We start from the raw sequence: 26,030 nt of genomic DNA, 5'->3' as shown, positions 1-26,030 counted from the left end.
AGACCTTGAGAGAAAGCCTGCGCAGCGCTTTTACAATAGGGCCTATCGGCACCCAACCGTTTTCACCAAGTCGGAACCGGTTAGCTGCTGACCAGCCTTGGTTTTCGCCGTCAACGTCACGGCAGTGTCGCCACAGATAAAGCCTACTGCCTGAATGTCGAAGTGCAGCAACAGATCAAGATCCTTGTCGTTGTCGACATCCTCCAGGTGCGCCCGTTGGTGCAATTCCTTCGCGCCATTGCGCCCGAGCCTGACGCTGGCTACATCAATATCGCTGGCGCGTAGAGTTTTGTCGGCCAGGATGGCAACACCGAGCGGACCATTGCTCTTGAGGTTAACCTCGTTGACCTTCTTGCCCGGCACGACATCGATTTTGATCGGCGTAATAGCAATCTCGGCAATCGCTATCCCCATCGGCTGGAAAAGTGCGGGATCGGTGATCGTCCGAATCAGCGCACCGCTGTTCGCGTCATAGACCCCCACCGATTGCAGCTCAGGGACATACAAGCGTGAGCCATCCGGCGACATGGCCAAGCTTTCAACTCCGAGAAAATCGCTGATGGGCGCCACCGGAATGATGAAAAGTCTTGCACCTAACAGGCCGGTAGTCGGGCTGAAACCAAAGGCATCCACAAACCCTCCATCGGCAGAGCGGGCGTAAACCACGGTCTCGGCAGGATTGGTCACCAGGGAAATGGACAGCAACCCAGTGGTATTCAGCGCAGACAATAATGCCAATCCGGTTGTGGAAGCAGAAGCAATCTGATTAGTAGCAAATACGGTTATGCCGAAAGCCGAGTTCGACGTGCAGATCACGTTGTACGGTTGTAGGTAACTTTGTGAATCTCCCGTATCCGTCAGCACACCGTTGGCACTCAGGGTCAGGCGCCGGAAGCTGTTTTGATTGAACCCAGCCACCAGTACGGATCCGTTATTGCAGACTGCTACTGCCGAGGCATCCAAGGTGGGTGAGCCAAAGGTATTGAGCTCAGTCTGGGTCGCGGTATCCACTACTGAAATCGGAAACGGTGATCCACTGGGAGACGCCAGCAGGAAACGACCATCCGCGCTCAGCGCCAGATCGAGCGGAAACGTGCCCACCGGTATCGGGTTGGTTCCACCTGCAAGCCTTGGTGGCGAGGCGGTCAGGTCAATGACCCATATCCGGAAGATATCAGAGACAAAGGCCTTACCCTGTCTTGGTTCAATAACAACATCAAGGGGACTTCCATTGATTGGCACAGTACCGATGACAGTGTTTGTATCAGCATCAAACACTATTGCCTGACTTGATAGGCGATCGGTGGTTACACCCAGCGTTCGTGCTTCCACCTCACCCATAAAGGCTAGCGCGAGTAACGGGACAGCTAGACAATTTCGGCATATATTGTTCATTTTTCTTGCCCTCTTTGCGCCTCATAACTAAAAGGCGAATAGAGTGTAGATCGAACCCACTACTCAATTGAACACAATGGCGATATCAGAAATCTCCAAGAGTTCTTTGCAGAATCAGGGAAAAAGGCAGGAAAAAGGGGACATCGAAAAATGGGAAAGATTTACTTTCTTAACTCTATCCTTGCCAAACCATCCGCTGGAAACTGAAGTCAACCAGCCGTTTCCTCGTCCACGCGCGCATCCCAACGAGATTCCAGTTTCCTAATTTTGGTAATCCAGCGGCAATAGGGAGGAGCGTCTTGTGCCTCGCAAATCGCACAGAAGCTCCGCAGGCATTGGCGCACTTGGATTTGAAAGAAGTTGGAGAGCAACGAGTGTGTGAAAGCGCGATCAACGTAACGAAAGGCAATGTAGCCCTCTGCTCTCTCCCAAAAACCAATTAAACCAGTGACATTAGAAATGTTCTTCGCTAAACACTTCCGAGCGCATATCTTCAAAGGATACAGGTTCATCCTCAGCAACATTACGCATAAGGAAACATCCCGCATCGTGCCGGGCGCGTTCCATTTCGGAACTGCAGAACTGAGCATAAAGCTCTGCAGCATTCCACCGTCTATCGAACCAGTGCATCATTCTCCATGTAATTCCGGAGCCAATTATCACGCCCAATAGCGCGGGCACGAGTTCTGTCTAGGTGAATACTTCCATGGCCATCTTGATGGTTAGCTCTCTGTAGAAACCAGTGCCCTTGGCTTGCGGTTCTTGCTTGCCCCTTTACCATCCGGGAACTAGCCCCCTCGCTCTATGATCTTGAGGACACCGCCCCCCAGTTCGCCGAGTTCAATGCCGGCGGGGAGGCCATCACCGGCGTGCAGATGCTGAAGTTCCTGATGGAGCAGAACCACCTCACCGGCTCCGACCTGCCAGAGCTCGGAGACAAGTCCGTGGTTTCCCGCACCCTCAATGGCAAACGCACCCTGAGCAGCGCGGATATCCAGGCGCTGTCAAAGCGCTTCCATGTGGAGCCAAGCGTGTTCTTCCCGGTGGCCTAAGCCCTCAATGCCAGGCACGGGCCCCGCCACCATCCCCAACGTAGAGGCGGATTGGTGCAGCACATGCGGTGAGTCCTTTACAGGTCCAGCGGAATCCAAACGAGTCATGCTCGCGATGAAGCTGGCCCGGCAACAGATCAATGTTCACCCCTGAAACCTGGAACTGGCCGAGGCAGTACGTAAACAACTCAAACCCATTTCGAAGCAACCAGGCGCGGGCTGTCTGCTTGAAATCGAAGGATTGGGTTTCCTGATAGACTATGCGCCCTTGCCGGCGCAGCCTGATTTGAGCGGTGTACATCACCTCTCCGCTCTTGTTCTTCCGCCGTGTGATCGTGCCCATTCTTTCCTGCAGTGCTAAATCCCATGAACCCAGTGCTAAAAGTTGGCACTGGGTCTGCGGGAATAGTCGGAAAGGGGCCCAAACAGGTTCAAATCAGACGTTTTCGAATGACCGCTCTAGACGCCCTCCAGCCCCAAACCACGCGCCCTGCCCTGTCCCGCCGCTTCTCCGTTGCGCCGATGATGGACTGGACTGATAGGCACTGTCGTTTCTTCCTGCGCCAACTCTCCCGGCATGCCCTGCTCTACACCGAGATGGTGACTACTGGTGCGCTGTTGCATGGTGACCATGAGCGTTTCCTGCGTCACGACGAGGCGGAGCATCCGCTGGCGCTGCAGTTGGGCGGCAGTGGGCCGGCGGACCTGGCTGCCTGCGCGAAGATGGCCCAGGAGGCGGGCTATGACGAAGTGAACCTGAACGTCGGCTGCCCCAGCGACCGCGTGCAGAACAACATGATCGGCGCCTGCCTGATGGGGCATCCCGCGCTGGTGGCCGATTGTGTGAAGGCGATGCTGGATGCGGTAGATATTCCGGTCACGGTGAAGCACCGGATCGGCATCAATGGCCGTGACAGCTACGACGAGCTTTGCGACTTCGTCGGCCAGGTGCGCGATGCCGGTTGCCGCAGTTTCACCGTGCATGCACGCATTGCCATCCTGGAAGGCCTCTCACCGAAGGAAAACCGCGACATCCCGCCGCTGCGCTATGACGTGGCCGCACAGCTGAAACAGGACTTCCCGGACCTCGAAATCATCCTCAATGGTGGGATCAAGACACTGGATGAATGTTGCAGCCACCTTGAGACCTTCGATGGCGTGATGCTGGGTCGCGAGGCTTATCACAACCCGTACTTGCTCGCAGAGGTGGATGCCGCGCTGTTCGGCGGCGCGGCCCCGCAGATCAGTCGCGCGGAGGCTCTCGAGGCCATGCGTCCCTACATCGAGCGCCACATCCAGGAAGGCGGAGTGATGCACCACATCACCCGCCATGTCCTTGGTCTGGGCCAGGGGTTCCCTGGTGCCCGGCGCTTCCGCCAGTTGCTGTCGGTCGACGTGCACAAGACCGCCGACCCTCTGGCGCTGCTGGATCAGGCCGCCGAGCTGCTGCGCGGTCGCTGAGCCGAGATCGCGGCTTCCCAGGCCGGCGCCAGGCAATAGCGGCTGCTGCCCCGGGCGGCCACCAGGCCACTGTCCACCATCCTTCCCAGCACCTGGCGAACGCTGACCAGCGACAGCGGTTCGCCCGCGTCAACCAGGCGCTCGTGGAGAAGCCGACTAGAAATGTCACTGTCTTCGAGGGAAGCCTGGCAGAGCATCTCCAGCACCTTGAGGCGCGGCATGCTGGTCTTCAGCCCCGCCTGCTGCAGCATCTGCCGCAATTGGCGTTGTTCAAGGCTCGGGAGAGTCCTCTCGACCTGCAGGCTGATGTGCTGCGGGACAATAGGCTTGGCCCGGAGCAAGGCGTGTACTCGCATGAATATCTCCCTGTTGATCAATGGCCTGCGTAATGCAGAACCTCTGGCCGAATCTCCTGCCGGCCTGTTTCCCGAAAATTTCGGGGTCTTATAGAAGAAGACGGACGAGCGCGAAAAAACCGCAATAAAAATGCGAAATCTTTTTCGCTCGGGAACCTGTAGCCCCCTTTTCCGAGTCTGTTGATATGGGCAGGTCGATAGCCTGTGAAAAAGCCCTTACACCCCCGTTGAGCAGCCCTTGCGGCTCGGGTAAGGTCAGTCCATCCGCCACGACAAGGTTTCGCCATGACCTCCAAGCTGGACCAACTCAAGCAGTACACCACCGTCGTTGCCGACACCGGCGACCTGGATGCGATCGCCCGCCTGAAGCCGGTCGACGCGACCACGAACCCTTCACTGCTGCTGAAAGCCGCCGCCATGCCGCGTTACGCCGACTTTCTGGACAACGCAGTCGCCGCAGCCGGCGCTGACCTGGGCCTGGCTTGCGACCGCTTTGGCGTAGCCGTCGGCCAGGAAATCCTCAAGGTGATTCCGGGCCGCATCTCCACCGAAGTGGATGCCCGTCTCTCATTTGATACCGATGCCACCCTGCGTCGAGCCGAACGTCTGATCGGCCTGTACGAGGAGGCCGGCATCGGCCGTGAACGCGTGCTGATCAAGATCGCGTCCACCTGGGAAGGCATTCGTGCCGCCGAACAGCTGGAGCGCATGGGCATCCAGACCAACCTGACGCTGCTGTTCAATTTCGCCCAGGCAGCCGCCTGTGCCGATGCGGGCGTATTCCTGATTTCCCCCTTTGTCGGCCGCATCTACGACTGGTACAAGAAAGCCGAAGGCCGCGACTACGTTGGCGACGAGGATCCGGGCGTACAGTCCGTCTCGCGCATCTACCGCTACTACAAAGCCAATGGCTACCGGACCGTGGTAATGGGGGCGAGCTTCCGCAACCTGGGCCAAATCGAGGCCCTGGCAGGTTGCGACCGCCTGACTATCAGTCCCGAACTGCTGCAGAAGCTGGCGGATGATCAGGGTGCACTCGAACGCAACCTGGCGCCGGGAAACGACGCAGAAGCCCGCGTTGTGCTGGACGAAACGGCTTTCCGCTGGCAGTTCAACGAAGATGCCATGGCCACCGAGAAACTGGCCGAAGGTATCCGCTTGTTCGCACGCGACCAGGAGAAGCTGGAAGCCCTGCTCGCCTCGCGCCGCTGAAACGCGAACGCGCGCAGCCTTTGCGGGCTGCGCGCGTTTTCATTTGCGGGAAAAGAAACGACGGATCAGCTGCGTTCGAGAGCGCTGACCAGGTCGTGGAAGGCTTCACGGTTGGATTCGTTTAGCCCCATGAGAATGCGGTGGGCTTCCAGCACTTTGGTGCGGACCACATCCTCGGTCTGATCCTGCGGAGGCAGGTCCTCCAGACATTCCGGGCAAGGCACTGGCGTCCCGACGATGTTGAACACCTGGTCGAACCCCATCGACTGCAGCAGCCGAGTGATATCGGGATGGGTGGTCACTACCGTGGGCAACAGCCCCACCTTCTGCCGCGAAAGGATCGACAGCTTGGCCAACAGGCCGAGCGTGGTGCTGTCGATGCTTTGGGTTTCGGTCAGATCGATCACGATCGCCGAGAAATTCAGCGCCGAGAAGATCTTTTCAATGGTCGCATCCAGGGCCGAACACAGGGTCAGGCGGATTTCTCCGACGAACTTCAGGACGAATGTCCCTTCCTGCTCGGCAAACTGGATTTTACCGGTACTCATGCAAGGTTCCTGCTCAACACCAGCAAGGCGATATCATCCGGCATCTCGCCCAGGCTGGCCAGCCCAAATACTTGTCGCAAGCCATCCAGACTGCCACCTGCCTCACACACCATCTCTGGCAGCGCGGCTTCTTTATCTTTGAGGGTATCCCCTGGCAAAAGGTCCAGGATCCCGTCGGAGAGCAAGGTCAGGCTGAAAGACGACGGCAGGTCGATGACTCGGTCATCATAGCTCGCCTCTTCGAACAGCCCCACTGGCAGGCCCTTGCCGGCCAGGTAGGTGGCCTTGCCCTCGCTGTAGAGCACCGGCAACGGTAGATGCCCGCCAATGCTGTAGGTCAGTTGGCCAATTTCCTCGTCGATCACGCCACCCAGCATGGTCACGTGCTTGCCCAGCTTGGTGTTGATCAGGCCACGGTTGATGTGCCCCAACACCTCGGAAGGTTTGAACTCGGGCAACATGCCATTGCGCCGGGACTCGTAAAGCAGGCGCGTCGTCATGAACTTGAGCAGCACGGTCACGAATGCCGAGGAAGCACCATGGCCCGACACGTCCGCCAGGTAGAACGCCACCCGGCGTTCATCCACGCGGAAGTAGTCGACGAAGTCTCCAGAAAGGTACAGCGACGGAATGATCTGGTGGGCAAAACGCAGCCCATCCACTTCCCAGGGCGTCACCGGCAGCATGTTCATCTGTACCTGACGCCCGGCGTTCTGGTCCTCCTGCAGCAAGTGCAGGCTGGCTTGCAGTTCGCGGTTGGCCGACTCCAGCTTCTCGCGGTAACGACGGTTTTCGAGGCGCAGGAGTGCGCGATCGAGGGCACGGCGCACCGAGTGCTCGAGAACAGCCAGGTCTTCCAGGGGTTTGATCAGGTAATCCGCAGCCCCCAGGCGCAGGGCTTCGACCGCATCGCTCATGACGCCGGCGCCGGAGACCACAATAACCGGGGTTTCTGCTTCCAGCTCGGAAATGCGACGGATCAGCTCCAGGCCATCGACCTGGGGCATGCGCAGGTCGCAGATCACCAGATCCGGGCGCTCCTGCTCGAAAACCTGCAGCCCTTGCAGGCCGTTGCTGGCCTGCCGAACGCTGAATCCACTGTCTTCCAGATAGGCCGCGAGGCTTGCGCGTACTACCTCGTCGTCATCAATAATCAGCAGCTTGGCACTGGGATTGTGCATGGAGTATCCAGGCAAACGGCGCCAGGGATGGGTTGTTGTAGCACCCGACCTAAGGCCCGAGCACGAGTACGGGGGTTCGCTTTACGGCGCAGACGGTACTCCCATCCGCAGGGCGATTCAAGCTTGCGCCGCGAGTCGAACTCTGCCTTTGCACCCAAAATCGCTGGAAGTTATAAGGGGTTCGACCCCACGCCATGACGACAGGAGGATCAGCGCGTGAGCCTGGACGACCGCAACTACAGCGAAAAGCGCGATTTCATCAGGATGCAGGTGCAGAGCAAAGCCATCCTGGAGCACGCCGGGCAACAGTCCCCCGCCCGTTGTCTGGACCTTTCCAGCAGCGGCATGCAGCTCGAAGTGAGTGCCGAACTCAGCGTGGGAGATCGCGTTCGGGTACTCATTCCTTCCGAGCACAGTTCCCTCAAAGGACTGGAAGCCGACGCCGAAGTGGTTCGGGTCGGCGAGGGCACGAAAGGTAGTCTCATTCTCGGGCTGGCCATCCTGGATCTACGTTAGGCGCAACAGCCGGAAACGAAAAAGGCGACCCCGGGGTCGCCTTTCTTGTGCCGCTGATTCTGGCCGAGACTCAGAAATCGTCCTCGACTTCGCCGTCCTTGACCTTGAACTCGCGGTTCTGCAGGTAGGCGTTGCGAATGAAGATGTACTTGTCGCCGCTGATCAGCTTTTCAGCGGACAGGAGATTGGCGCGGGTATCCACCACGTCGACGGCGCGGGTGACGTTACGGGTCGGCACATGGTCGATGTAGGGGTACGGTTCGAGGAACCCATCCGGAACCTTGCCGCCGGCATCGCGCACGGTGCTCGGACCGAGGAACGGGATGACCAGGTAGGGACCGCTGCCCACGCCCCAGTAGCCGAGGGTCTGGCCGAAGTCTTCATCGTTGCGCTGAAGGCCCATCTTCGTGGCCACGTCGAAGAAGCCCAGCACGCCGAAGGTGGTGTTGAACACCAGGCGGCTGGTATCGACACCAGCATTGTGGAACTTGGCCTGGAACAGGTCGTTGGCCAGGTTGCCGACATCACCGACGTTGTTGAAGACGTTATGGATGCCATCTTCGAGGAACTGCGGCGTCACGGCCTGATAGCCCTTGGCAACCGGTTTCAGCGCATAGGTGTCGAGGGTGTCGTTGAAGCGGAACATTGCGCGGTTGAAGCCCTCCCAAGGATCTTCCTCCGCGGCGTTCGCAGCGACTGGCACTACAGCCAGCGCGACACAAGCCAGTACGCGGCCCAGACGATCGAGCCACCGAGCGCCGATCAATTGCATTGCAGACTCTCCTTGAGAAAAGTAGTGTGGCGGCCCGCCGCCGCCCTAAGAAGGCGCGCAGTATAAGGCCATCGCCTCGTTTGGACAGCATAGCGAACTGCTAGCATGCCTGAGAAAACCTTGCTTCATGTTGCTCACATCCCCGTTCGCTGGGGTGACATGGACAGCTACGGACACGTCAACAACACCCTGTACATCCAGTACCTGGAAGAAGCTCGGGTCGCCTGGTTCAAGGATCTGGGCATCGAGATGAACAACGTGCCGCAAGGCCCCGTCGTGTTGCAGACGCTGCATACGTACCTCAAGCCCGTGGTGCATCCGGCCACCGTGGTGATCGAGCTCTACGCCGGTGCCGTGGGCAATAGTAGCCTGGTGGTGGAGCATCGCCTGAGCACGCTGGAAGACCCGGCGACGCTCTATGGCGAGGGTTACTGCAAGTTGGTCTGGATCGATCATGCAACCGACAGATCGGTACCGGTGCCAGATGACCTGCGCCTGGCCATGGGGGCAGGCAAGCGGCAGTAACCTCGCTGTCATCCGGGCCAGCTAGCCTGCGCCAGACCTCGTCAGGATGACGCAGATGCCCCAAAGCCAACCGCCCGCCTTCACCGCCCTCCTCTTCGGCCTCTCCGGCTGTCTCGTGGACTTCGGTGCCCGCACCCTTCCCCTCGCCCTGGGCCGGCTGCTGCCGGACTGCCCGCCCGTGCGCCTGTTCGAAGCTGCCAGCCTTTCGCCACGGGCCGCCCTCGACCATGCGTTGGGAGCGCCAGCCAGCGAAACGCTGTACCAGGATTTCCAGCAACTGCTACTGGACGCCGCCGGGGAGCATGCCGAAGCCGTCACTGACCTCGACGAGCTGGCTGCCCTAGTGGACAGCAATGGAGTGCCCTGTGCCTGGCTCGACGAGCTACCCGCTCCGACCAGCTGGCGTCTGGCCGCGCCCCTCCCCGCCTGGGTGAAGGGCAGCGAAACCGATGGCGCGCGCCCCTGGCCGGCACCCGACAGTTGCTGGCAAGCGCTGGCAGGGCTTGGAGTTCCGCGCCTCGATGGCTGTGTGCTGGTGAGCGCCAATCCACGTCTCCTGGAGGCGGGATTGAACGCCGGGCTCTGGACCATCGGCCTCGCGGCCAGCGGCCCCTTGTGCGGGCTGGCACCGGCGGACTGGCAAGCCCTTGATAGCGCAGAGCGCGACCGTCTGCGTGCCACCGCAACGCTGGAGTTGTATCGCCTCGGCGCCCATTCGGTGATCGACCACCTGGGCGAGCTGGCGCCCTGCCTCGCAGACCTCGCCTACCGGCGAGACAAGGGCGAGAAACCCTGACCTTCGCACTTTTGTTTCAGACTTGATCCGAATCAGGCAGGTCCGCCCTGCCTGGATTAATCTCTAAGGCATGAGGGACCTTTGAACTCCTCAGAGGGTCCACTCCTGAGACATTCGCAAAGGGAGAAAGACATGCCTGAACGCCTGCAGCAGCAACTGCAACAACTGCGCGACCAGTTGGCCCAGGAACCGCCGCTGGATGCGGAGGAACGCGCATCGCTGATCGAGTTGATGCAGGAAATTGAACTGCGCTTGGCACAGGATGCTGCCATGGCGCCGGACGCCAATCTGGTGGACGGCGTCAACCTGGCCGTCGAGCGCTTCGAAACCCGTCACCCCACCCTTGCCGGGACCTTGCGCAACATCATGCAAAGTCTCGCGAACATGGGCATCTAGCCCCACCACAAAACAAAACCCCGACTTCGCGTCGGGGTTTTCGTCACTGCCTCACCAGGCGGCGATTGTCAGTCTGTACCGGATGGGTGCTGCGATAAGGATTGATGTCCAGGCCGCCACGGCGCACATATCGCGCATGAACGCTCAGCATTTCCGGCGCCAGCAGCCGCTTGAGGTCAAGGAAGATGCGCTCCACGCACTGCTCATGGAAGTCGGCATGCTGGCGGAAGCTCACCAGGTAGGCCAGGAAGCTGGCGTGATCCAGCCGTTTCGATCCGCGATATTCCACCACCACCGTGCCCCAGTCCGGCTGGCCAGTGACCGGGCAGTTGGACTTCAGCAGATGACTGTGAAGCGCCTCGTCCACCTGCTGACCAGCTTCGGCGCGCAGCAGCTCGGGCTGCGGGTGTTCGTAACGGTCGACGGTGATATCCAGCTCGTCGATGCAGACACCCGGCGAAACCGCGACACCTTCGGCCTCCACCTCGACCAGGCTGCGCACGCGTACGGCCACCGGAGCGCCCGCCGCCGCGCTCAAATCCCGCGCCAGTACCTGCTCGAGCTCGGAGGCATTGGCAAAGACGGACTGGTTCAGAGAATTGAGGTACAGCTTGAACGACTTGGACTCGATGATATTGGGCGAATCGGCGGGGATGGCGAACTCGCCGATCGCCACGACCGGCTTGCCGGACAGCGTCAGCCAGGACAGCTCGTAGCAGTTCCAGAAATCCACGCCCTGATACGGCAGGGTCGCGGCAGTCAAGCCCAGCTCGGTCCACTTGGTCACGCGGGAGATCGGAAACAACAGTTCAGGACTGTAGGTGCTCACGTACTCGCTGGATTTGCCCAGCGGCGAGTGTTCGGCGGGGTGTTGCATGGGCGGGTTGACCTGAAAGTGCGGAAATCGCGCAATTGTATACAGCCGCGCGGTTGCTGAAAAATCCAAGGCACCAACGGCGCTTCTGCATTACAACTTTGTCAGCTTGCCCCCGCGCGTCCAAAGGCGCGGTATAACGCGGCAGCCCAAGCGACGAGCCCACCATGAAGCTACTGATAGTCGAAGACGAACCCAAGACCGGCCAGTTCCTGCGCCAGGGCATGATTGAGGCCGGCCTGACCGCGGACCTCGTCACCAACGGGCTGGAAGGCCGCGACCTGGCACTTGCGGGGAGCTATGACCTGATCGTCCTCGACGTGATGCTTCCCGGCCTCGACGGCTGGCAGGTACTGCGCAGCCTGCGCCAGGCCGGCCTGCAGGTGCCGGTGTTGTTTCTGACCGCGCGGGACGCGGTGGACGAGCGCGTCCACGGCCTGGAACTGGGCGCCGACGATTACCTGATCAAGCCCTTTGCGTTCGCCGAGCTCCTCGCCCGTGTGCGCACCCTGCTCCGCCGCGGCGCCAGCGCCCCACAGGAAACCAGCCTGGAATTCGCCGACCTGCGCCTGGACCTGCTGAGTCGAAGGGTCGAGCGCAGTGGTCGGCGCATCGATCTGACGACCAAGGAGTTCGCCCTGTTGGAATTCCTCCTGCGCCGTCAGGGCGAGGTCCTGCCCAAGACGCTGATTGCGGCCGAAGTCTGGGACATGCATTTCGACAGCGACACCAACGTCATCGAAGTCGCCGTCCGCCGACTGCGGGCAAAGCTCGATGACGACTTCCCCACCAAGCTGATCCATACCGTGCGCGGCATGGGTTACGTGCTGGAGGCGCGCGAAGGCTGATGCGCGGACTCTCCCTCACCGCCCGCCTGGGCCTGCTCTTCGCCGCATGCACGGCCGCCGTTTCGCTGATTGCCGGCGTCCTCTTCAGCCGCGCCAGCGAAGCGCACTTCGTCGAACTCGACCAGCAGTTGCTGGAAATTCGCATGACCGCGTTTCGCGCCCTGGTCAGCGACGTGAACGACCCCGACGCACTGGCGACCCGGCTGGACGCCTTGCAGGCAGAATTGCGCCTGCATCCGGACCTTACCTTGCGTCTGGAGGGTCGCGACGGCCGTTACTGGTTCAACAGCGCGGACGGCCTGCGCGCACCGGGGCGTGACGGGCTGCATGACTGGCAGCAGGATGGCATCGACTACCGGGTGTACAGCGCGCCCGTGCGACCAGATGACCCGGACTCGCCGCGCCTGTCGCTGGCATTGGATATCACCCATCACCAGCACTTCCTCGAACGCATGCAGCGGCTGATCTGGCTCACCGTGGGACTTTCCGCCCTGGCCACGGCTCTGTTGGGCGCCTGGGCCGCACGTAGCGGCCTGCGCCCTTTGCACCGCATGGCCGAAGTGGCCGCCGGGGTGTCGGCCAGTTCCCTGACCGCGCGGCTGGCAGACGATCAGGTCCCGCCGGAACTGGTGGAGCTGGTACGCGCATTCAACGCCATGCTGGCGCGCCTGGACGACACCTTCCAGCGGCTCTCGGCCTTCTCCGCCGATATCGCCCATGAGCTGCGTACACCGCTGTCCAACCTGCTGACGCAGACCCAGGTGATTCTCAGCCAGGATCGCCCGGCGGATGAGTACCGCGAGACGCTGCATTCCAACCTGGAGGAGCTCCAGCGCCTGGCGCAGATGGTCAGCGACATGCTGTTCCTGGCGAAGGCCGAACACGGCTTGTTGGCCACCGACCAGAAGACACTGGACCTGGGCGGCGAACTGGACGCACTGCTGGACTACTTCAGCCCCCTCGCCGAGGAGTCCCGGGTGACCATGCATCGCCGTGGCACGGGACAGCTGAATGCCGACCGGGAAATGCTGCGCCGCGCCCTTTCCAACCTGCTGGACAATGCCCTGCGCTTCACCCCGCCAGGCGGCCGCATCGAACTGGAACTGGCCAGCGCCCCCCATGGGTTGCGCCTGACCGTGGCCAACAGCGGCGAAGGCATTCCCCCTGAACTGCTGCCGCGCCTGTTCGACCGATTCTTCCGTGCCGACCCCGCACGAAAACGCGAAGGCCGCGAGCATGCCGGCCTCGGTCTGGCCATCACCCGCTCCATCGTGCGCGCCCACGGCGGCGAAATCCGCTGTGAATCCGCCAACGGCTGGACGCGCTTCATCCTCGAATTTCCAACCCCCTGAAACGCAGAAGGCGCGCCATGTGGCGCGCCTTCCCGATGCATCAAACCAATCAGGGCTGTGCGGTAGACCAGTCGATCAGCCCCAACTGCCAGGTCGCCAGGATCAGCAGGCCGAAGCCGATGCGGTACCAGGCGAACGCCGCGTAGCTGTGGCTGCCGATGAATTTCAGCAGGCTACGTACGGCGATCATGGCGAAAATGAACGACACCACGGAGCCCAGGGCGAACACCGGCAGGTCGCTCGGCTGGAACAGGTCACGATACTTGTAGCCCGAGTAGACCGCCGCGCCGACCATGGTGGGCATGGCGAGGAAGAAGGAGAACTCAGTCGCCGCCTTGCGCGACAGGCCGAAGAGCAGGCCGCCGATGATGGTTGCGCCCGAGCGCGAGGTACCTGGCACCAGCGCCAGGCACTGGGCGCAGCCGACCTTGAGGGCGTGCTTCCAGGTCATCTCATCCACCGATTCGGCCTCAACGCGATGCTGGCGCCGCTCCGCCCAGAGGATGACCACGCCGCCGACCACCAGGGCCGAAGCCACCGTGATGGGGTTGAACAGGTAGTGGTGGATGATGTCGGAGAGCGCCACACCCAGGATCACGGCCGGGAAGAAGGCCACCAGCAGGTTGAGGGTGAATCGCTGGGCGCTCCGCTGGGTCGGCAGGCCGACGACGACATCGAGAATCTTGCGCCGGTACTCCCAGACCACGGCGAGGATGGCCGCCAGCTGGATGATGATATTGAAGGCGATGGCCCGTTCACCGGTGAAACCCAGCAGGTCCGCGACCACGATCTGGTGGCCGGTGCTGGAGATCGGCAGGAACTCCGTCAGGCCTTCGACAATCCCCAGAATGATGGCCTGCATGGCCGTCCACAAATCCATTGAAAATCTCCCCTCAAGGCGCGCTCTTCTGGCGGCCTTTTCATTACGTATGTGCCGGTAGCGGGTGCCGCAAGCGTGCGGTTCCGGCGATGAGACCGGGCGCTGGCGTACGGGTTCCGGGGACGAACGAGCCTTCAGCTTTGCCCCGAAGCGCCGAAATGCTAACAGAGAGCCAAATGGAAATCGCGGCTAAAGGCTGATTGAGATCCGCTACACGGACTGTTCTGCTTCAGGCACGAAATCCAATAACAAGAAACCAGGAGTTCCCGCCCCATGCACAGCTTGCGCAACCTGCCGATCAGTCGTCGCCTCTGGCTGATCCTCATCGTCGCGGTATTCATGCTGGTCACCCTCGGCGTGCTGATGCTGCAGCAAATCTACGACGACCTCTACCAGGGCAAGGAGCAGAAGACCCGCCACGTGGTCGAGACCGCGGTGGGCGTGCTGCAGTACTACCAGGCGCAGGAAGCCGCGGGCACCCTGCCCCGCGAAGAAGCACAGAAACAAGCGATGCAAGCGGTTCGCGTCCTGCGTTATGACAGGGGCGACTACTTCTGGATCAACGACCTGACGCCGCGCATGATCATGCACCCGGCCAACGCCAAGCTGGAGGGCCAGGACCTCTCGGGTTACAAGGACCCGGACGGCAAGCCCCTGTTCAATGAGATGGTGCGCGTCGCCAAGACTCAGGGCGCAGGCTTCGTCGAGTACCGCTGGCCCAAGCCAGGCGCCAGCGACCCGGTGCCGAAGGTTTCCTACGTGCAGCTGTTCGCACCCTGGGGCTGGATGATCGGCTCGGGCATCTACATCGACGACATGCAGGTGGAGTTCCGTGCCCAGGCCATGCGCGCCTCGCTGGTGGGATTGGCCATTGCCATCGTCATGGCGCTGCTGGTCGTCGTCATCGCCCGCAGCATCACCCGGCCGCTGAACGAAGTGGTATCCGCCATGTCCGCTATTGCCAGCGGCGAGGGCGATCTCACCAGCAGCCTGGACACCCACGGCCGCGACGAAATCACCGCCCTGGGGAGCCATTTCAATGCCTTTACCGGGAAGCTGCGGACCGTGATTCGCCAGTCCCTGGACGCGGCCAACGCCCTCGACCAGGCCGCCAGCAACCTGGATGGTATCGCCAGCAACGGGCTGCGCCAGAGCGAGCAGCAATCCCTGCAAATGGAGCAGGTGGCCACCGCCATCAACGAAGTCACTTACGGCGTGCAGGACGTGGCGAAGAACGCCGAGCATGCCGCCAGTGAAGTGCGCCACGCCGAGGAGCAGGCGCGCCAGGGGCATGACAACATCGACAGCAGCCTGCGGCAGATCGACCAGCTCTCCACCACCATCACCAAGGCGGTGGACGTCATCCAGACGCTGGCCCAGGAAAGCGCCCAGATCGGCAGCGTGCTGGAAGTGATCCGCTCCATTGCCGAGCAGACCAACCTGCTGGCACTGAACGCCGCCATCGAGGCCGCTCGGGCCGGCGAGCAGGGCCGTGGCTTTGCCGTGGTGGCCGATGAAGTCCGCCTGTTGGCCCAGCGGACCCAGAAGTCGACGGCAGAAATCCAGACCATGATCGAACGCCTGCAGCAGAACTCCGAGGCGGCGGTCCAGGTGATCGACGAAAGCAGCCGGGCTTCCCGCGCCACGGTGGATCAGGCCAGCCAGGCCGGCGAGAGCCTGGCGCAGATCGCCCAGGTGCTGCGCACCCTGACGGGGCTCAACGCCTCCATCGCCAGCGCCACGTTGCAGCAATCCCACGTGGTGGAAGACATCAACCAGAATGTCACCCAGGCTGCCGGCCTGGCCCACGACAGCGCCAGCGCGGCCGAACAGACCACAGGCGCCAGCCAGCGCCTGGGGCAACTGGCCGAGCAGCTTAACCAACTGCTGGGACAATTCCGCGTATAGCCGCTGCTGGTTGCGCTGATGCGATGACCTGCAATCCATGTAGGGGCGAATTCATTCGCCAAGGGCAGCGCAGCTGCCCCATCGGTTGGACAGGGCGAACCTTCTGTCCGCTTGGCGATTGAAATCGCCCCTACAGGAGCAACGCCTCTACGGCGTCATTGTTGCAGGGAGTTCGATGCGTACCCGCAATCCACCCAGCGGGCTTTCCTGCAGGCTCAAGCGGCCGTTCCAGGATTCGACGATGTCCCGCACGATGCCGAGCCCCAGGCCGTGTCCTGCAACCTGCTCGTCAAGGCGCGCACCACGGCCGATGACTTCCTCACGCTTGTCTTCGGCAATGCCCGGGCCGTCATCGTCCACCATCAGGTTGTAACCGTCCGCCCCGCCACGGATCGTCAGGTTGACCTGGGTTTCCGCCCATTTGCAGGCGTTATCCAGCAGGTTGCCCAGCAGCTCCAAAAGGTCTTCCCGATCCCAGGGCAGGCGCAGCCCTTCAGGAACGTCCCAGTCCAGGTCCAGCCCACGGTCGTGGATCATTGCCAGGGTGGAGAACAGGCCTGGTAGTTCTTCGGCGCAATCGAAATGTGCTCCAGGCAAGGCCTCGCCCGCGAGACGTGCACGTCCCAGCTCTCGGGCCAGGCGCTGCTCGATCTGCTCCAGCTGTTCGCGCAGGATCGCGCGCAGCTCCGGCTGGTCGCGCAGCTCTTCCCGGTTGGCCAGACTGACCAGCACTGCCAGTGGCGTCTTCAACGCATGGCCGAGGTTGCCCAGGGCGTTGCGCGAGCGCTTGAGGGTGTCTTCGGTGTGACTGAGCAGCCGGTTGATCTGCGTTACCAGGGGCTCCAGCTCCGCCGGCACCTGGCTATCCAGCTCGCTGCGCTGCCCCTGCTGCAGTTGGGCGATCTGCTGGCGAACCTCCTCCAGCGGACGCAAGGCCCGGCGCACGGTAATGCGCTGCAAGCCGAGGATCAGCAGCAATCCGGCTACGCCGAGGGCCAGCCCCATCCAGCGCACGCGGCGAAAGCTTTCCAACACGGGCGTGTAGTCCTGGGCGACGACGATTCGTACCTGGCGACCGAAGCGGCGGTAATCTCCGCGCCAGGCCAGCAATTCCTGATCGTTGGGTCCTGGCAGCAACCCTTCGGCCAGCCCCTTGCTTGGCGGCATGGATAGCTCGGCATCCCAAAGCGAGCGCGAACGCCAGGGTTCGTCATCCAGTTCGATGATGAAGTAGCGGCCGGAATAAGGCTGCTGATGGGCTGGGTTGAGCCGCTTCTCGTCAAGCTGAATGCCGGTCTGGCCACGCACCAGCGAACCCAGCAGGAGCTCGGCCTCGGTACGCAGCCCTTCGGCCAGATAACGTCGCAGTCCCAGGTCGAACAACCAGAGGCTGGTCTGCGCCAGGACCAGCCCCACCACCACCAGCACGCCGATCAACCCAAGGCTGAGTCGGCGCTGGATCGACCTCATCGGCCCTCACCGGTGAAGCGATAGCCCTGACCTCGTCGCGTCTCGATGACTTCGCGGCCGAGCTTGCGTCGCAGGTGATTGACATGCACCTCGATCACATTGGAATCCCGCTCGGTCTCGCCGTCGTACAGATGCTCGGCCAGGTGGCTCTTCGAGAGCAGTTGGCCGGGGTGCAGCATGAAGTAGCGCAGCAGCCGGAATTCGGCAGCGGTGAGCTGTACCTCCTCGCCATTGCGGCTGACGCACTGACGCCCTTCATCCAGTTGCAGGCCTGCGGCTTCCAGTTGCGGCTGATTCGCCAGCCCGTGGGCACGCCGCAGCAAGGCCTGGATACGCAGGGCCAGCTCTTCGGGATGGAAAGGTTTGGTCAGGTAGTCGTCTGCGCCGGCCTTGAGGCCATCGATGCGCTCAGCCCAGGAACCACGGGCAGTGAGCACCAGCACCGGAGTAGACAGACCGCCCGCGCGCCATTCCTGCAAGACCTCGAGCCCGGGCTTACCGGGCAGGCCGAGGTCCAGGATGATCAGGTCATAGGGCTCGCTGGCCCCCTGGTGCAAGGCGTCGCGGCCGTCGGCCAGCCAGTCCACTGCATAGCCTTGGCGACCGAGGCTGGTGGTCAGCTCATCGGCCAGGGGTACATGGTCCTCTACCAGCAACAACCGCATCAGTCGTCTTCCTCGTCCTTCAGAATGCGCCCGTCGCGGGCGTCCAGTTCCAGCTCACGCACCGTGCCATCGGCAGTGACCAGTTCGACCTCGTAAATGTAGACGTCATCTTCCTCTTCCAGCTCGGCCTCCAGCAGGCGCGCCCCGGGGTAATTCCCCAGGGCGCTGCGCAACAGTTGGTCGAGGGGCAGGATGACACCCTCTTCACGAAGCCGGAGGGCCTCGTCCTGATCCAGGTCCCTGGCCATCGCCTCAAGGGCGAAGACGGCCAGGATCAGGGCGATGATCCCACTGTAGCGAAGGATCCAGCGCATCAGTCGTCCTGGTGATCCTTGAGGATCTGGCCATTGGTGGCATCAAGCTCCAGGTCCCATTGCACGCCCTGGGCGTCGCGCAGCTCGACCTGGTAGATGTAGCGGCCGTATTCCTCTTCCAGCTCGGTTTCGTTGATGGTGCCGCCGGCGTGCTTGGCCAGCGCTGCGGCATTAAGTTTCTCGAACGACTGGATGGTGCCGGCGTCACGCAGCTTCAGGGCCTCATCCGGGCCGAGGTCACGCGCCTGGGCAATACCGGCAGTGGCGGCGAGAGTAGCAAGGGTGAACAGGGCGGCAAGCTTCTTCATGGGTTATATCCTCGGAGGAATGTGTGCTTTCGATGGGTTCAAGATACCGGGGACGACTTAATTGAAGCTGAATTCGCATTAAGACTTGGGAAGGATCATTCATAGCCTGAAGAAGCTTGGCCTTGACGGGGTCGCCACTATAATCGCTGCCTTGCTTTCAGGAGCCCCGCATGAGCGCCATCCAGATCAAGTTCCCCGCCCTCACCCTGCGCGCCGGACGCCGCGCCCAGGCACACATTCGTGGGCAGGGCCTCAAGCCGGCCGATGTAGGCATCCTGCCGGGTGCGGCAGGCGGACCCAAGGCGCTGGGTATCCAGGGCCTGGACCTGGCGCTGTTCGGCGACTGGCTGCCGCGTGAACCGCGCGAACGCGCGCTGATCGGCGCCTCCATCGGTTCCTGGCGTTTTGCCAGCGCCTGCCTCCCGGACGCCGCCGACGGCATCCGCCGACTGGGGGAGCTCTATACCAGCCAGCGCTTTCCAAAGGGCGTGAGCATGGCGGAAGTCAGCCGCCTCTGCGGTCTGATGCTGGACGACCTGCTCCAGGGTCAGGACGCCCAGGTACTGGCCAACACCAATTACCGCCTGAACGTGGTGGTGGTTAAAAGCCATGGCCTGCTTGCCCATGACCGTCGCGGTGCACTGGGGCTGGGGCTGTCATCGGTGATCGGCAGCAACCTGCTGGGCCGTCCGCACCTGGCCCGGCACTTCGAGCGGGTCATTCTCCACGATGCGCGCCAGGCACCACCGCTGGCAGCGCTGTCGGATTTCCCCTCGCGGTACCACACGCTGGACACGAGCAACCTGCGCCATGCCCTCCTCGCTTCGGGCTCAATCCCCATGGTGATGGAAGGCGTACGCGACATCCCGGGCGCCGGACCGGGCACCTACCGCGATGGCGGCCTGCTCGACTATCACCTGGACCTGCCCTACAACCCGGGCGGCGTGGTCCTCTATCCGCATTTCACCGACAAGGTGGTGCCCGGTTGGTTCGACAAGGGCCTGCCCTGGCGCAAGGGCGATGCGGAGCGGCTGCAGGACGTGCTGCTGATTTCTCCATCGCGCGAGTACCTGGCCACGCTGCCTCATGGCAAACTGCCAGATCGCAAGGACTTCAAGCGCTATCTCGGCGACGATGCCGGACGCGAACGCTATTGGCGCAAGGCCATGGCCGAAAGCCAGCGACTAGGCGACGAGTTCCTCGAACTGGCGGACAGCGGGAAACTCGGGGAGCGCTTACAGGACCTCTGACCTGAGACGCACGGAGCGAAAGGAGTACAGGGATGAAACTCGCGGTGGCCATCATCCATGGCATCGGCAATCAGCAGGACGCGCGGAACCTCGAGGGGCAGCACGCCTTTGCCCAAGGACTGATCGCCGGGTTGCGCAAGCGACTGGGCGTCGAGGCCGAGGATGTCGCGTTCCAGTCGCTCTACTGGGCGAATGTGCTAGACAAACGCGAGCTCGCCTACCTGGAGAAGCTCGAACAGGAACCGGTGCGCTGGCGCTGGATGCGTCGCATGGTCACCCTCTTCCTTGGTGATGCCGGCGGCTACCGCAAAGTCAGCCAGGCGTACGACAACACCTACGAGCAGGTCCACCAGTGCATGCGCAACGGACTCAACGCACTGCGCGCCAAGGTCGAGCCGAACACCCCGCTGGTGGTGCTGGCCCATTCGCTGGGCGGGCACATCATCTCCAACTACATCTGGGACCAGCAGAAGCTCAACGCCACCCCGAGCTGCCCGCGTGATCCTTTCCTCGCCATGGAGACCCTGGCCTGCCTGGTCACCTTCGGCTGCAACATCCCGCTTTTCACCTTCGCCTACGATCCGGTACAGCCGATCCGCTTTCCGGGTCACTGCCTCGACGAACGCCTGACACGGGCCGCCCGCTGGCTGAACGTCTATGCACCGGCGGACTTGCTCGGCTACCCGCTGCGGCCGGTTCAGGGCTATGCCGCGGTGGTGCATGAAGATCGGCCGTTGGCGGTGGGTTCGTGGTTCCGCCGCCATACGCCCTTGAGCCACCTGGAGTACTGGAACGACGCGCGATTCCAGGACTACATCGCTCGCCACCTGCGCGACATGTTGAATGCTTGCCCGGCCCCGTATATGACTCCGGAACCGGATCAACCCGGTCTGCCGTCGAGCCTCGGCGTACACAGCAGCACCGCGTAGTACCTGAGGAACAAGGCAAAGGCGATTATCCAGCAAAGCGCGGCCAGCCAGAGTGCTGCGGACCCGGCCAGCGGCACCAGGATCACACGGGCGAGCGCTCCCAGGTTGAGCAAGGCGAAGGCCAACCCCATCACGCGTGACGGTTCCAGCGGCCGGCCACTGTGTCCCAGGCTCACCCGAGCGATCATCGCCAGGATCAATCCCCCCATCGCGCCAACACCCAATGCGTGCTGGGCCAGGCTCGGATTGCCCAGAATGCCCAGGTGCCAGGCGGCCAATCCCAATGGCGCCACAGCCAACCAGGCGAAAGCCAGGTGCAACGGCCAGAGCAGAACGACCCGCCAGATTCCGCCGTCGTACCAGCGCACGAGGCGCAGTAGATTTCCCAAGCCCAGGACTAAACAGGGAATGGCGAGCCACGGATCTGGCTGCAGCCCCATGCCGACAGCGAAGCTTGCAGCCAGCAGAACGCCGCCCAGCAACATGCTCCAGTCCAGCCATGGCCACGCCTTCACTTGCTGGACACGCCCCAGTCCACGCTGGGTGAAGAAGGGAATCACTCGACCACCGATCAACCCCATCAACGCTGCGATGAGCCAGAGCGCGGTCAGCACACCCTGGCGCTGAAGTGCATCGCTGCCGCTCGCAAGTCCCCAGAGCGCCAGCGCATCGGCAATCGCGAGCAAGGTCAGCACCACTACCACCGGGTAGTTGTTGCGCTGGCGCACACGCCAGAGACTGCGTCCCATCACGAAGGCGACAGCAGGCAGAAACGTCAGCTCGAGGGCAATCACCAGCGCCACCGGCGCACCCATTAGCCATGCCAGTCGCGCGGCCAACCAGAGCATCGCCAAGGCGGCCAGGGCAGGCCCGCGCAAACCGGGATTACCGGTCCAGTTCTGTACGGCGGTCAGCAGGAAGCCCGCGATGATGGCGCCACCAAAACCGAACACCATTTCGTGCCGGTGCCAGGCGAGCCAGCCGCCGGTTGGCTGCCATGCGTGGGTCTGGCCATGGAGCGCCAGGAGCCAGATAAGCACGGCCACCAGGGCGAAAGCCGTACCGAAGAGAAAGAAGGGGCGGAAGCCGAGGCGCCAGAGCGGCCGGATCGCCAGTTCGCGGGAAGCATCAAGCAATTGCATAGGCCAGCCCTCGCTCTTCCTTGCGCATTTGATATTGCGCGGTCAGGCGCATGACGTAGCCGAGCTTGATCAGGGTCGGCCCGAGAATGACCATTCCGTGGGCGCCTAGGAGCGTCAGCAGCCCGAGGTGAGCCTCGAGGTAGTAAGCGCCGGCGATGCCCAGCACGAGTTGGAGCAAGCCGGCCCAGAGGAACAGATGAGACAGTTGCAGCAAACGCGGGGGGCATCCGAACAGACTGATCATGATCTTGCACTCCTCGGTTGAAGGCCCGGCGCCGCCTTGGCGCCGGGCGGCTGGGGTCAGGCCTCCAGGGCGCCAGCCGGTCCAAAGAACTCGTAGTGGCATTGGCGCTCGGGTACGCCCAGATCGCGCAGGTGCTTCTTCACCTGGGTCATGAAACCTTTCGGCCCAAGGAAGTACGCATCCACGTCGCGCTCGGCAGGCAGCCAGTCACCCAGTTGCTCGCGGCTGAGGAAGCCGGTCGCATCGGGCTGGTCAGCAGCATGGGGCTCGCTGTAGCAGAAGAAGCGGTTGAGCTGCGGGATGGCGGCTACCTTCGCGTCAATCCAGTCGCGGAAGGCATGCACGGCGCCATTGCGTGCGCAGTGGATGAAATGAATCGGCCGGCCGCTTTCCTCTGCAGCTTCCAGCATGGCCAGTGCCGGGGTAATGCCCACGCCGGCGGTGATCAGCACCAGCGGCTTGCTGCTCGGGCGAAGGACGAAGTCGCCAGCCGGGGCGAACAGTTCGATGCGGTCACCCACGTGGAACTGGTCGTGCAGATAGTTGGACACCCGGCCACCCTGCTCGCGCTTGACGCTGATGCGGTACTCGCGGCCGTTGCCGAGAGCGGACAGCGAGTAGTTGCGGCGCACTTCTTCGCCATCCAGATTGAGGCGCAGGCCGATGTACTGGCCGGGGATGAACTCCATCAGCTCGCCGCCATCTTCCGGGGCGAAGTAGAAGGAAGTGATTTCTGCGCTTTCCGCTTCCTTGCGTGCCAGGCGGAACCAGCGGGCGCCACGCCAGCCACCGGGGGCGGCTTCGCTGGCGGAGTAGATTTCCTCTTCGGCACCGATCAGCAGGTCGGCCAGTTGCTGGTAAGCAGCGGCCCAGGCTTCGATGACTTCATCAGTCGCCACTTCGGCGCCGAGTACCTCACGGATGGCGCGCAGCAGGCAGCTACCCACGATCGGATAATGCTCCGGCAGCACCTGCAGGGCCACGTGCTTGTTGATGATCTTGCCTACCAGCGGGCCGAGTGCCTCGAGCTGGTCGATGTGACGGGCATACATCAGCACGCCGTTGGCGAGTGCGCGCGGTTGATCACCGCTGGCCTGATGCGCCTGGTTGAACAGCGGGCGCACTTCAGAGAACTCACCCAGCATGATCTTGTAGAAGTGACTGGTGAGCGCTTCTCCGCCAGTCTCCAGCAGGGGAACGGTGGATTTGACGATGGCACGTTGTTGGCTGGTGAGCATATGGACTCCGCTATCTGGGTTGTGTCTTTCTGCCTTTCCTATTCCAGCTTTCGTGCCAACTTTTTAACCCTTTAAAATCAATAAGTTATATTTTTATGTGTTTTTTTGACTACACTTCCAGACGAGTCATATCGACATGCAGGAGTCATAATGACAACCCATCCTTTCCTACAGACGCTGATTCCCCTCGTCAGCGATCTGTCCCGGGAGCTTCCCGAGCGCGAACGCTATCGACGCCTCCTCGAAGCCCTGCGCGGACTGTTGCCTTGTGACGCCACTGCCCTGCTCCGCCTGGACGGTGATCAATTGGTACCAATGGCGGTGGACGGCCTCAGCCAGGACACCCTGGGGCGACGCTTCAAAGTTTCCGAGCACCCTCGTCTACAGGCTCTGATGGATAACCGCGGCGTTACCCGCTTCGCCGCTGACTGCGGCCTGCCCGATCCCTACGACGGTCTGGTGGAGGGGCATCAGGAGCATCTGGAAGTCCACGATTGCATGGGCTGCCCGCTTTACCTGGATGACCGCCCTTGGGGTGTGCTGACTCTGGATGCCATGGACCCATCGCGGTTCGACGGGCAGGATCTGGAAGTGCTCGAAGGCTTCGCCAGTCTGGCCGCTGCAACGGTGAAAGCCACCGAGCGCATGGAAACCCTCACCCGCCGCGCCCAGGACGAACAACAGCTGGCGGAGGTCTATCGCCAGGCGGCTGGCCAGGTCCGCTCGCAGGAAATGATCGGCCAGAGCGCGGCACACAAGGCCCTGGTAGAAGAGATCAAGCTGGTGGGCGGCAGCGAACTCACGGTGCTGATCAGCGGCGAAACCGGTGTCGGCAAGGAGCTGGTGGCCCAGTCCATCCACGGTCGCTCACTGCGCTCCCGACATCCGCTGATCAGCCTCAACTGCGCGGCCCTACCCGACACCCTGGTGGAGAGCGAACTCTTCGGCCATGTTCGCGGCGCGTTCTCCGGCGCGGTGAATGATCGCAAGGGCAAGTTCGAACTGGCCGACGAAGGCACGCTGTTCCTCGATGAGGTGGGCGAACTGCCCTTGGCGATCCAGGCCAAGCTGCTGCGCGTGCTGCAGAGCGGACAGTTGCAACGCGTGGGCTCGGACAGGGAGCACCGAGTCAACGTGCGCGTCATTGCCGCCACCAATCGCGACCTGGCGGAGGAAGTGCGCGCCGGTCGTTTCCGGGCCGACCTCTATCACCGGCTCAGCGTCTATCCCTTACGCGTCCCTCCGCTTCGCGAGCGTGGTCGCGATGTGCTGCTGCTGACAGGTTTCTTCCTCGAAGAGAATCGCGCGAGGCTGGGGCTGCGCAGCCTGCGCCTGAGCCAGGATGCCCAGGCAGCCTTGCTTGGTTATGACTGGCCCGGAAACGTGCGAGAGCTTGAGCACCTGATCGGACGCGCCGCCCTCAAGGCGCTGGCCGCTTGCGTCGAGCGACCACGCATCCTCACTCTGACGGCCAGCGATCTCGCACTGCCGAGCAGCCAGCCGATTGTGGCCAGCAACGCGGTAGAAGCCCCCGCCATTGCAGCGGTAGGCGATCTGCGCGAAGCGGTTGATCAGTACCAACGTCGGCTGATCATGGCCAGCCTGGAGAGCCAACAGCAGAACTGGGCCGCGGCAGCCCGCGAACTGGGGCTGGATCGAGCCAACCTGCTGCGCCTAGCCAAGCGGCTGGGAATCAAATGAAGGGCTAGCTCGTCCGACAGCGCCTGTCTTTTCGGTCAGGTGGTCGGAGAGCTGTTAAAATCGAGGCTTTCCTGCTTTGGCCAGGTCTCTGGCCGTCACTTCAAGAGCGTTACTTCTGTGGAAATTTTCAAGGAATTCATATTCGAAGCCGCGCACCGGCTTCCTCACGTGCCCGCTGGCCACAAGTGCGGTCGCCTTCACGGCCACTCTTTCCGTGTGGCTATCTATATCGAAGGCGAGCCCGATCCCTACACCGGCTGGATTCGTGACTTCTCCGAGCTCAAGGCAATCTTCAAGCCGCTCTACGAGCAGCTCGATCACAACTACCTCAATGAAATCCCCGGCCTGGAAAACCCCACTAGCGAAGTTCTCGCCAAGTGGATCTGGCAGGAACTGAAGCCCCTGCTGCCGGAACTCTCCCGCATTCGCATCCATGAGACCTGCACCAGTGGCTGCGAGTACCGCGGCGACTGACTGATCCAGAATGCAAAAAGGCCACCTTATAGGTGGCCTTTTTCATGGGCGTGTATTTCGTGCTTTTGCTTCAAGCGGCTCGAGTGGCTCGCTTGGACACGCCTCGATAATTCCCGCGTACAAAGACAAACCCCCGAACCGTTTTCACGATTCGGGGGTTTGGGATAGAAGCTTGACGATGACCTACTCTCACATGGAGAAGCTCCACACTACCATCGGCGAT

At 62.1% G+C, this 26,030-nt stretch carries 29 protein-coding genes; 15 read left to right on the top strand and 14 right to left on the bottom strand.

The genetic code is table 11. From position 1 onward, the window contains the following. Nucleotides 1-42: 42 nt before the first annotated feature. Nucleotides 43-1,395: a YncE family protein gene (locus tag MnOB_RS28910; RefSeq protein ID WP_158713841.1), complete on the bottom strand. Its 1,353-nt coding sequence runs from the start codon at nt 1,393-1,395 to the stop codon at nt 43-45. 875 nt (nt 1,396-2,270) lie between these two features. Here MnOB_RS28910 and MnOB_RS28905 point away from each other — a divergent pair. The 3 genes from MnOB_RS28905 to dusA all read left to right on the top strand — a co-directional run bounded on the left by MnOB_RS28905 (nt 2,271) and on the right by dusA (nt 3,908). After that, a complete protein-coding gene (locus MnOB_RS28905) occupies nt 2,271-2,447 on the top strand; it encodes a helix-turn-helix domain-containing protein (RefSeq protein ID WP_158713840.1) in 177 nt (58 codons plus the stop codon). Next, nucleotides 2,413-2,601, top strand: a complete 189-nt coding sequence (locus MnOB_RS28660; RefSeq protein WP_107504112.1) for a YgiT-type zinc finger protein — start codon at nt 2,413-2,415, stop codon at nt 2,599-2,601. The genes MnOB_RS28905 and MnOB_RS28660 overlap by 35 nt, the downstream gene beginning before the upstream one ends. Before the next feature lie 296 nt (nt 2,602-2,897). Then, the gene (gene dusA, locus MnOB_RS20985) at nt 2,898-3,908 is read left to right on the top strand and encodes a tRNA dihydrouridine(20/20a) synthase DusA (protein WP_077526156.1); all 1,011 of its coding nucleotides are present in this window, start codon (nt 2,898-2,900) and stop codon (nt 3,906-3,908) included. Here dusA and MnOB_RS20980 read toward each other — a convergent pair. After that, complete coding sequence (locus MnOB_RS20980; RefSeq protein WP_077526230.1) at nt 3,878-4,264, bottom strand: helix-turn-helix domain-containing protein; 387 nt, start codon at nt 4,262-4,264, stop codon at nt 3,878-3,880. The genes dusA and MnOB_RS20980 overlap by 31 nt on opposite strands. Before the next feature lie 285 nt (nt 4,265-4,549). Here MnOB_RS20980 and tal point away from each other — a divergent pair, with 285 nt between their 5' ends. Next, on the top strand, nt 4,550-5,476 hold the full coding sequence (gene tal / locus MnOB_RS20975) for a transaldolase (protein WP_077526155.1): 927 nt from the start codon (nt 4,550-4,552) through the stop codon (nt 5,474-5,476). Nucleotides 5,477-5,541: 65 nt separating this feature from the next. Here tal and rssC read toward each other — a convergent pair whose 3' ends face one another. Both rssC and rssB read right to left on the bottom strand, forming a co-directional pair. Continuing rightward, complete coding sequence (gene rssC / locus MnOB_RS20970; protein WP_077526154.1) at nt 5,542-6,024, bottom strand: anti-sigma factor antagonist RssC; 483 nt, start codon at nt 6,022-6,024, stop codon at nt 5,542-5,544. Beyond that, complete coding sequence (rssB, locus tag MnOB_RS20965; RefSeq protein ID WP_077526153.1) at nt 6,021-7,205, bottom strand: two-component system response regulator RssB; 1,185 nt, start codon at nt 7,203-7,205, stop codon at nt 6,021-6,023. Before rssB ends, rssC begins: the two co-directional genes overlap by 4 nt. A gap of 216 nt (nt 7,206-7,421) precedes the next feature. Between rssB and MnOB_RS20960 the strand changes: the two genes are divergently transcribed. Then, entirely contained in the window at nt 7,422-7,721 is a 300-nt protein-coding gene (locus MnOB_RS20960; protein WP_077526152.1) for a PilZ domain-containing protein, read from the top strand. A 70-nt stretch (nt 7,722-7,791) separates the two neighbouring features. On the opposite strand, the gene MnOB_RS20955 is transcribed toward MnOB_RS20960, so the two are convergent. Further along, on the bottom strand, nt 7,792-8,493 hold the full coding sequence (locus MnOB_RS20955; protein WP_077526151.1) for an MlaA family lipoprotein: 702 nt from the start codon (nt 8,491-8,493) through the stop codon (nt 7,792-7,794). A gap of 105 nt (nt 8,494-8,598) precedes the next feature. Between MnOB_RS20955 and MnOB_RS20950 the strand changes: the two genes are divergently transcribed. The 3 genes from MnOB_RS20950 to MnOB_RS20940 all read left to right on the top strand — a co-directional run bounded on the left by MnOB_RS20950 (nt 8,599) and on the right by MnOB_RS20940 (nt 10,210). Continuing rightward, a complete protein-coding gene (locus MnOB_RS20950) occupies nt 8,599-9,018 on the top strand; it encodes an acyl-CoA thioesterase (protein WP_077526150.1) in 420 nt (139 codons plus the stop codon). Nucleotides 9,019-9,073: 55 nt separating this feature from the next. Then, a complete protein-coding gene (locus MnOB_RS20945) occupies nt 9,074-9,814 on the top strand; it encodes an HAD superfamily inactivated hydrolase PcrP (protein WP_077526149.1) in 741 nt (246 codons plus the stop codon). A 132-nt stretch (nt 9,815-9,946) separates the two neighbouring features. Then, nucleotides 9,947-10,210: a DUF4404 family protein gene (locus tag MnOB_RS20940; protein WP_077526148.1), complete on the top strand. Its 264-nt coding sequence runs from the start codon at nt 9,947-9,949 to the stop codon at nt 10,208-10,210. A 43-nt stretch (nt 10,211-10,253) separates the two neighbouring features. Here the strand turns inward: MnOB_RS20940 and queF are convergent, their stop codons facing one another. Then, on the bottom strand, nt 10,254-11,087 hold the full coding sequence (gene queF, locus MnOB_RS20935; protein WP_077526147.1) for an NADPH-dependent 7-cyano-7-deazaguanine reductase QueF: 834 nt from the start codon (nt 11,085-11,087) through the stop codon (nt 10,254-10,256). Nucleotides 11,088-11,251: 164 nt separating this feature from the next. Here queF and MnOB_RS20930 point away from each other — a divergent pair, with 164 nt between their 5' ends. Next, on the top strand, nt 11,252-11,932 hold the full coding sequence (locus MnOB_RS20930; RefSeq protein WP_077526146.1) for a heavy metal response regulator transcription factor: 681 nt from the start codon (nt 11,252-11,254) through the stop codon (nt 11,930-11,932). After that, nucleotides 11,932-13,284 carry a heavy metal sensor histidine kinase gene (locus MnOB_RS20925; protein ID WP_077526145.1) on the top strand — a complete coding sequence of 451 codons (1,353 nt, stop codon included), beginning with the start codon at nt 11,932-11,934 and terminating at the stop codon, nt 13,282-13,284. Before MnOB_RS20930 ends, MnOB_RS20925 begins: the two co-directional genes overlap by 1 nt. 49 nt (nt 13,285-13,333) lie before the next feature. On the opposite strand, the gene MnOB_RS20920 is transcribed toward MnOB_RS20925, so the two are convergent. Further along, entirely contained in the window at nt 13,334-14,164 is an 831-nt protein-coding gene (locus MnOB_RS20920; protein ID WP_077526144.1) for an undecaprenyl-diphosphate phosphatase, read from the bottom strand. 273 nt (nt 14,165-14,437) lie between these two features. Between MnOB_RS20920 and MnOB_RS20915 the strand changes: the two genes are divergently transcribed. After that, nucleotides 14,438-16,072 carry a methyl-accepting chemotaxis protein gene (locus tag MnOB_RS20915; RefSeq protein WP_077526143.1) on the top strand — a complete coding sequence of 545 codons (1,635 nt, stop codon included), beginning with the start codon at nt 14,438-14,440 and terminating at the stop codon, nt 16,070-16,072. A gap of 147 nt (nt 16,073-16,219) precedes the next feature. Here the strand turns inward: MnOB_RS20915 and MnOB_RS20910 are convergent, their stop codons facing one another. From MnOB_RS20910 to MnOB_RS20895, 4 genes are read right to left on the bottom strand one after another with little or no spacing between them, the layout of a single operon-like run. Then, nucleotides 16,220-17,542, bottom strand: a complete 1,323-nt coding sequence (locus MnOB_RS20910) for a sensor histidine kinase (protein WP_077526142.1) — start codon at nt 17,540-17,542, stop codon at nt 16,220-16,222. Then, complete coding sequence (locus MnOB_RS20905) at nt 17,539-18,207, bottom strand: response regulator transcription factor (protein WP_077526141.1); 669 nt, start codon at nt 18,205-18,207, stop codon at nt 17,539-17,541. Before MnOB_RS20905 ends, MnOB_RS20910 begins: the two co-directional genes overlap by 4 nt. Continuing rightward, complete coding sequence (locus MnOB_RS20900) at nt 18,207-18,521, bottom strand: PepSY domain-containing protein (RefSeq protein WP_077526140.1); 315 nt, start codon at nt 18,519-18,521, stop codon at nt 18,207-18,209. Before MnOB_RS20900 ends, MnOB_RS20905 begins: the two co-directional genes overlap by 1 nt. After that, nucleotides 18,521-18,829, bottom strand: coding sequence for a PepSY domain-containing protein (locus MnOB_RS20895; protein ID WP_077526139.1), 309 nt, complete (start codon nt 18,827-18,829; stop codon nt 18,521-18,523). The genes MnOB_RS20900 and MnOB_RS20895 overlap by 1 nt, the downstream gene beginning before the upstream one ends. Before the next feature lie 170 nt (nt 18,830-18,999). Between MnOB_RS20895 and MnOB_RS20890 the strand changes: the two genes are divergently transcribed. Both MnOB_RS20890 and MnOB_RS20885 read left to right on the top strand, forming a co-directional pair. Next, entirely contained in the window at nt 19,000-20,079 is a 1,080-nt protein-coding gene (locus MnOB_RS20890; RefSeq protein ID WP_077526138.1) for a patatin-like phospholipase domain-containing protein, read from the top strand. 32 nt (nt 20,080-20,111) lie between these two features. Next, a complete protein-coding gene (locus MnOB_RS20885) occupies nt 20,112-21,008 on the top strand; it encodes a hypothetical protein (RefSeq protein WP_077526137.1) in 897 nt (298 codons plus the stop codon). Here the strand turns inward: MnOB_RS20885 and MnOB_RS20880 are convergent. Genes MnOB_RS20880 through hmpA form a run of 3 tightly spaced genes read right to left on the bottom strand, consistent with a single transcriptional unit; the run spans nt 20,960 to nt 23,632 of the window. Then, nucleotides 20,960-22,150: an NnrS family protein gene (locus MnOB_RS20880; protein ID WP_077526136.1), complete on the bottom strand. Its 1,191-nt coding sequence runs from the start codon at nt 22,148-22,150 to the stop codon at nt 20,960-20,962. The two genes, MnOB_RS20885 and MnOB_RS20880, sit on opposite strands and share 49 nt — an antisense overlap. After that, on the bottom strand, nt 22,137-22,394 hold the full coding sequence (locus tag MnOB_RS20875; protein WP_077526135.1) for a transmembrane sensor/regulator PpyR: 258 nt from the start codon (nt 22,392-22,394) through the stop codon (nt 22,137-22,139). Before MnOB_RS20875 ends, MnOB_RS20880 begins: the two co-directional genes overlap by 14 nt. A 56-nt stretch (nt 22,395-22,450) precedes the next feature. Continuing rightward, complete coding sequence (gene hmpA / locus MnOB_RS20870) at nt 22,451-23,632, bottom strand: NO-inducible flavohemoprotein (protein WP_077526134.1); 1,182 nt, start codon at nt 23,630-23,632, stop codon at nt 22,451-22,453. A 150-nt stretch (nt 23,633-23,782) separates the two neighbouring features. Here hmpA and norR point away from each other — a divergent pair, with 150 nt between their 5' ends. Beyond that, the gene (norR, locus tag MnOB_RS20865; protein ID WP_077526133.1) at nt 23,783-25,333 is read left to right on the top strand and encodes a nitric oxide reductase transcriptional regulator NorR; all 1,551 of its coding nucleotides are present in this window, start codon (nt 23,783-23,785) and stop codon (nt 25,331-25,333) included. Nucleotides 25,334-25,450: 117 nt separating this feature from the next. After that, on the top strand, nt 25,451-25,807 hold the full coding sequence (gene queD, locus MnOB_RS20860; RefSeq protein ID WP_036997744.1) for a 6-carboxytetrahydropterin synthase QueD: 357 nt from the start codon (nt 25,451-25,453) through the stop codon (nt 25,805-25,807). The last annotated feature ends 223 nt before the right edge of the window (nt 25,808-26,030 follow it).

This window comes from Metapseudomonas resinovorans (assembly GCF_002003485.1).
Lineage (GTDB): Bacteria > Pseudomonadota > Gammaproteobacteria > Pseudomonadales > Pseudomonadaceae > Metapseudomonas > Metapseudomonas resinovorans_D.
Note: the sequence above shows the minus strand (reverse complement) of the source record. Positions and strands in the feature narration are given on the sequence as shown.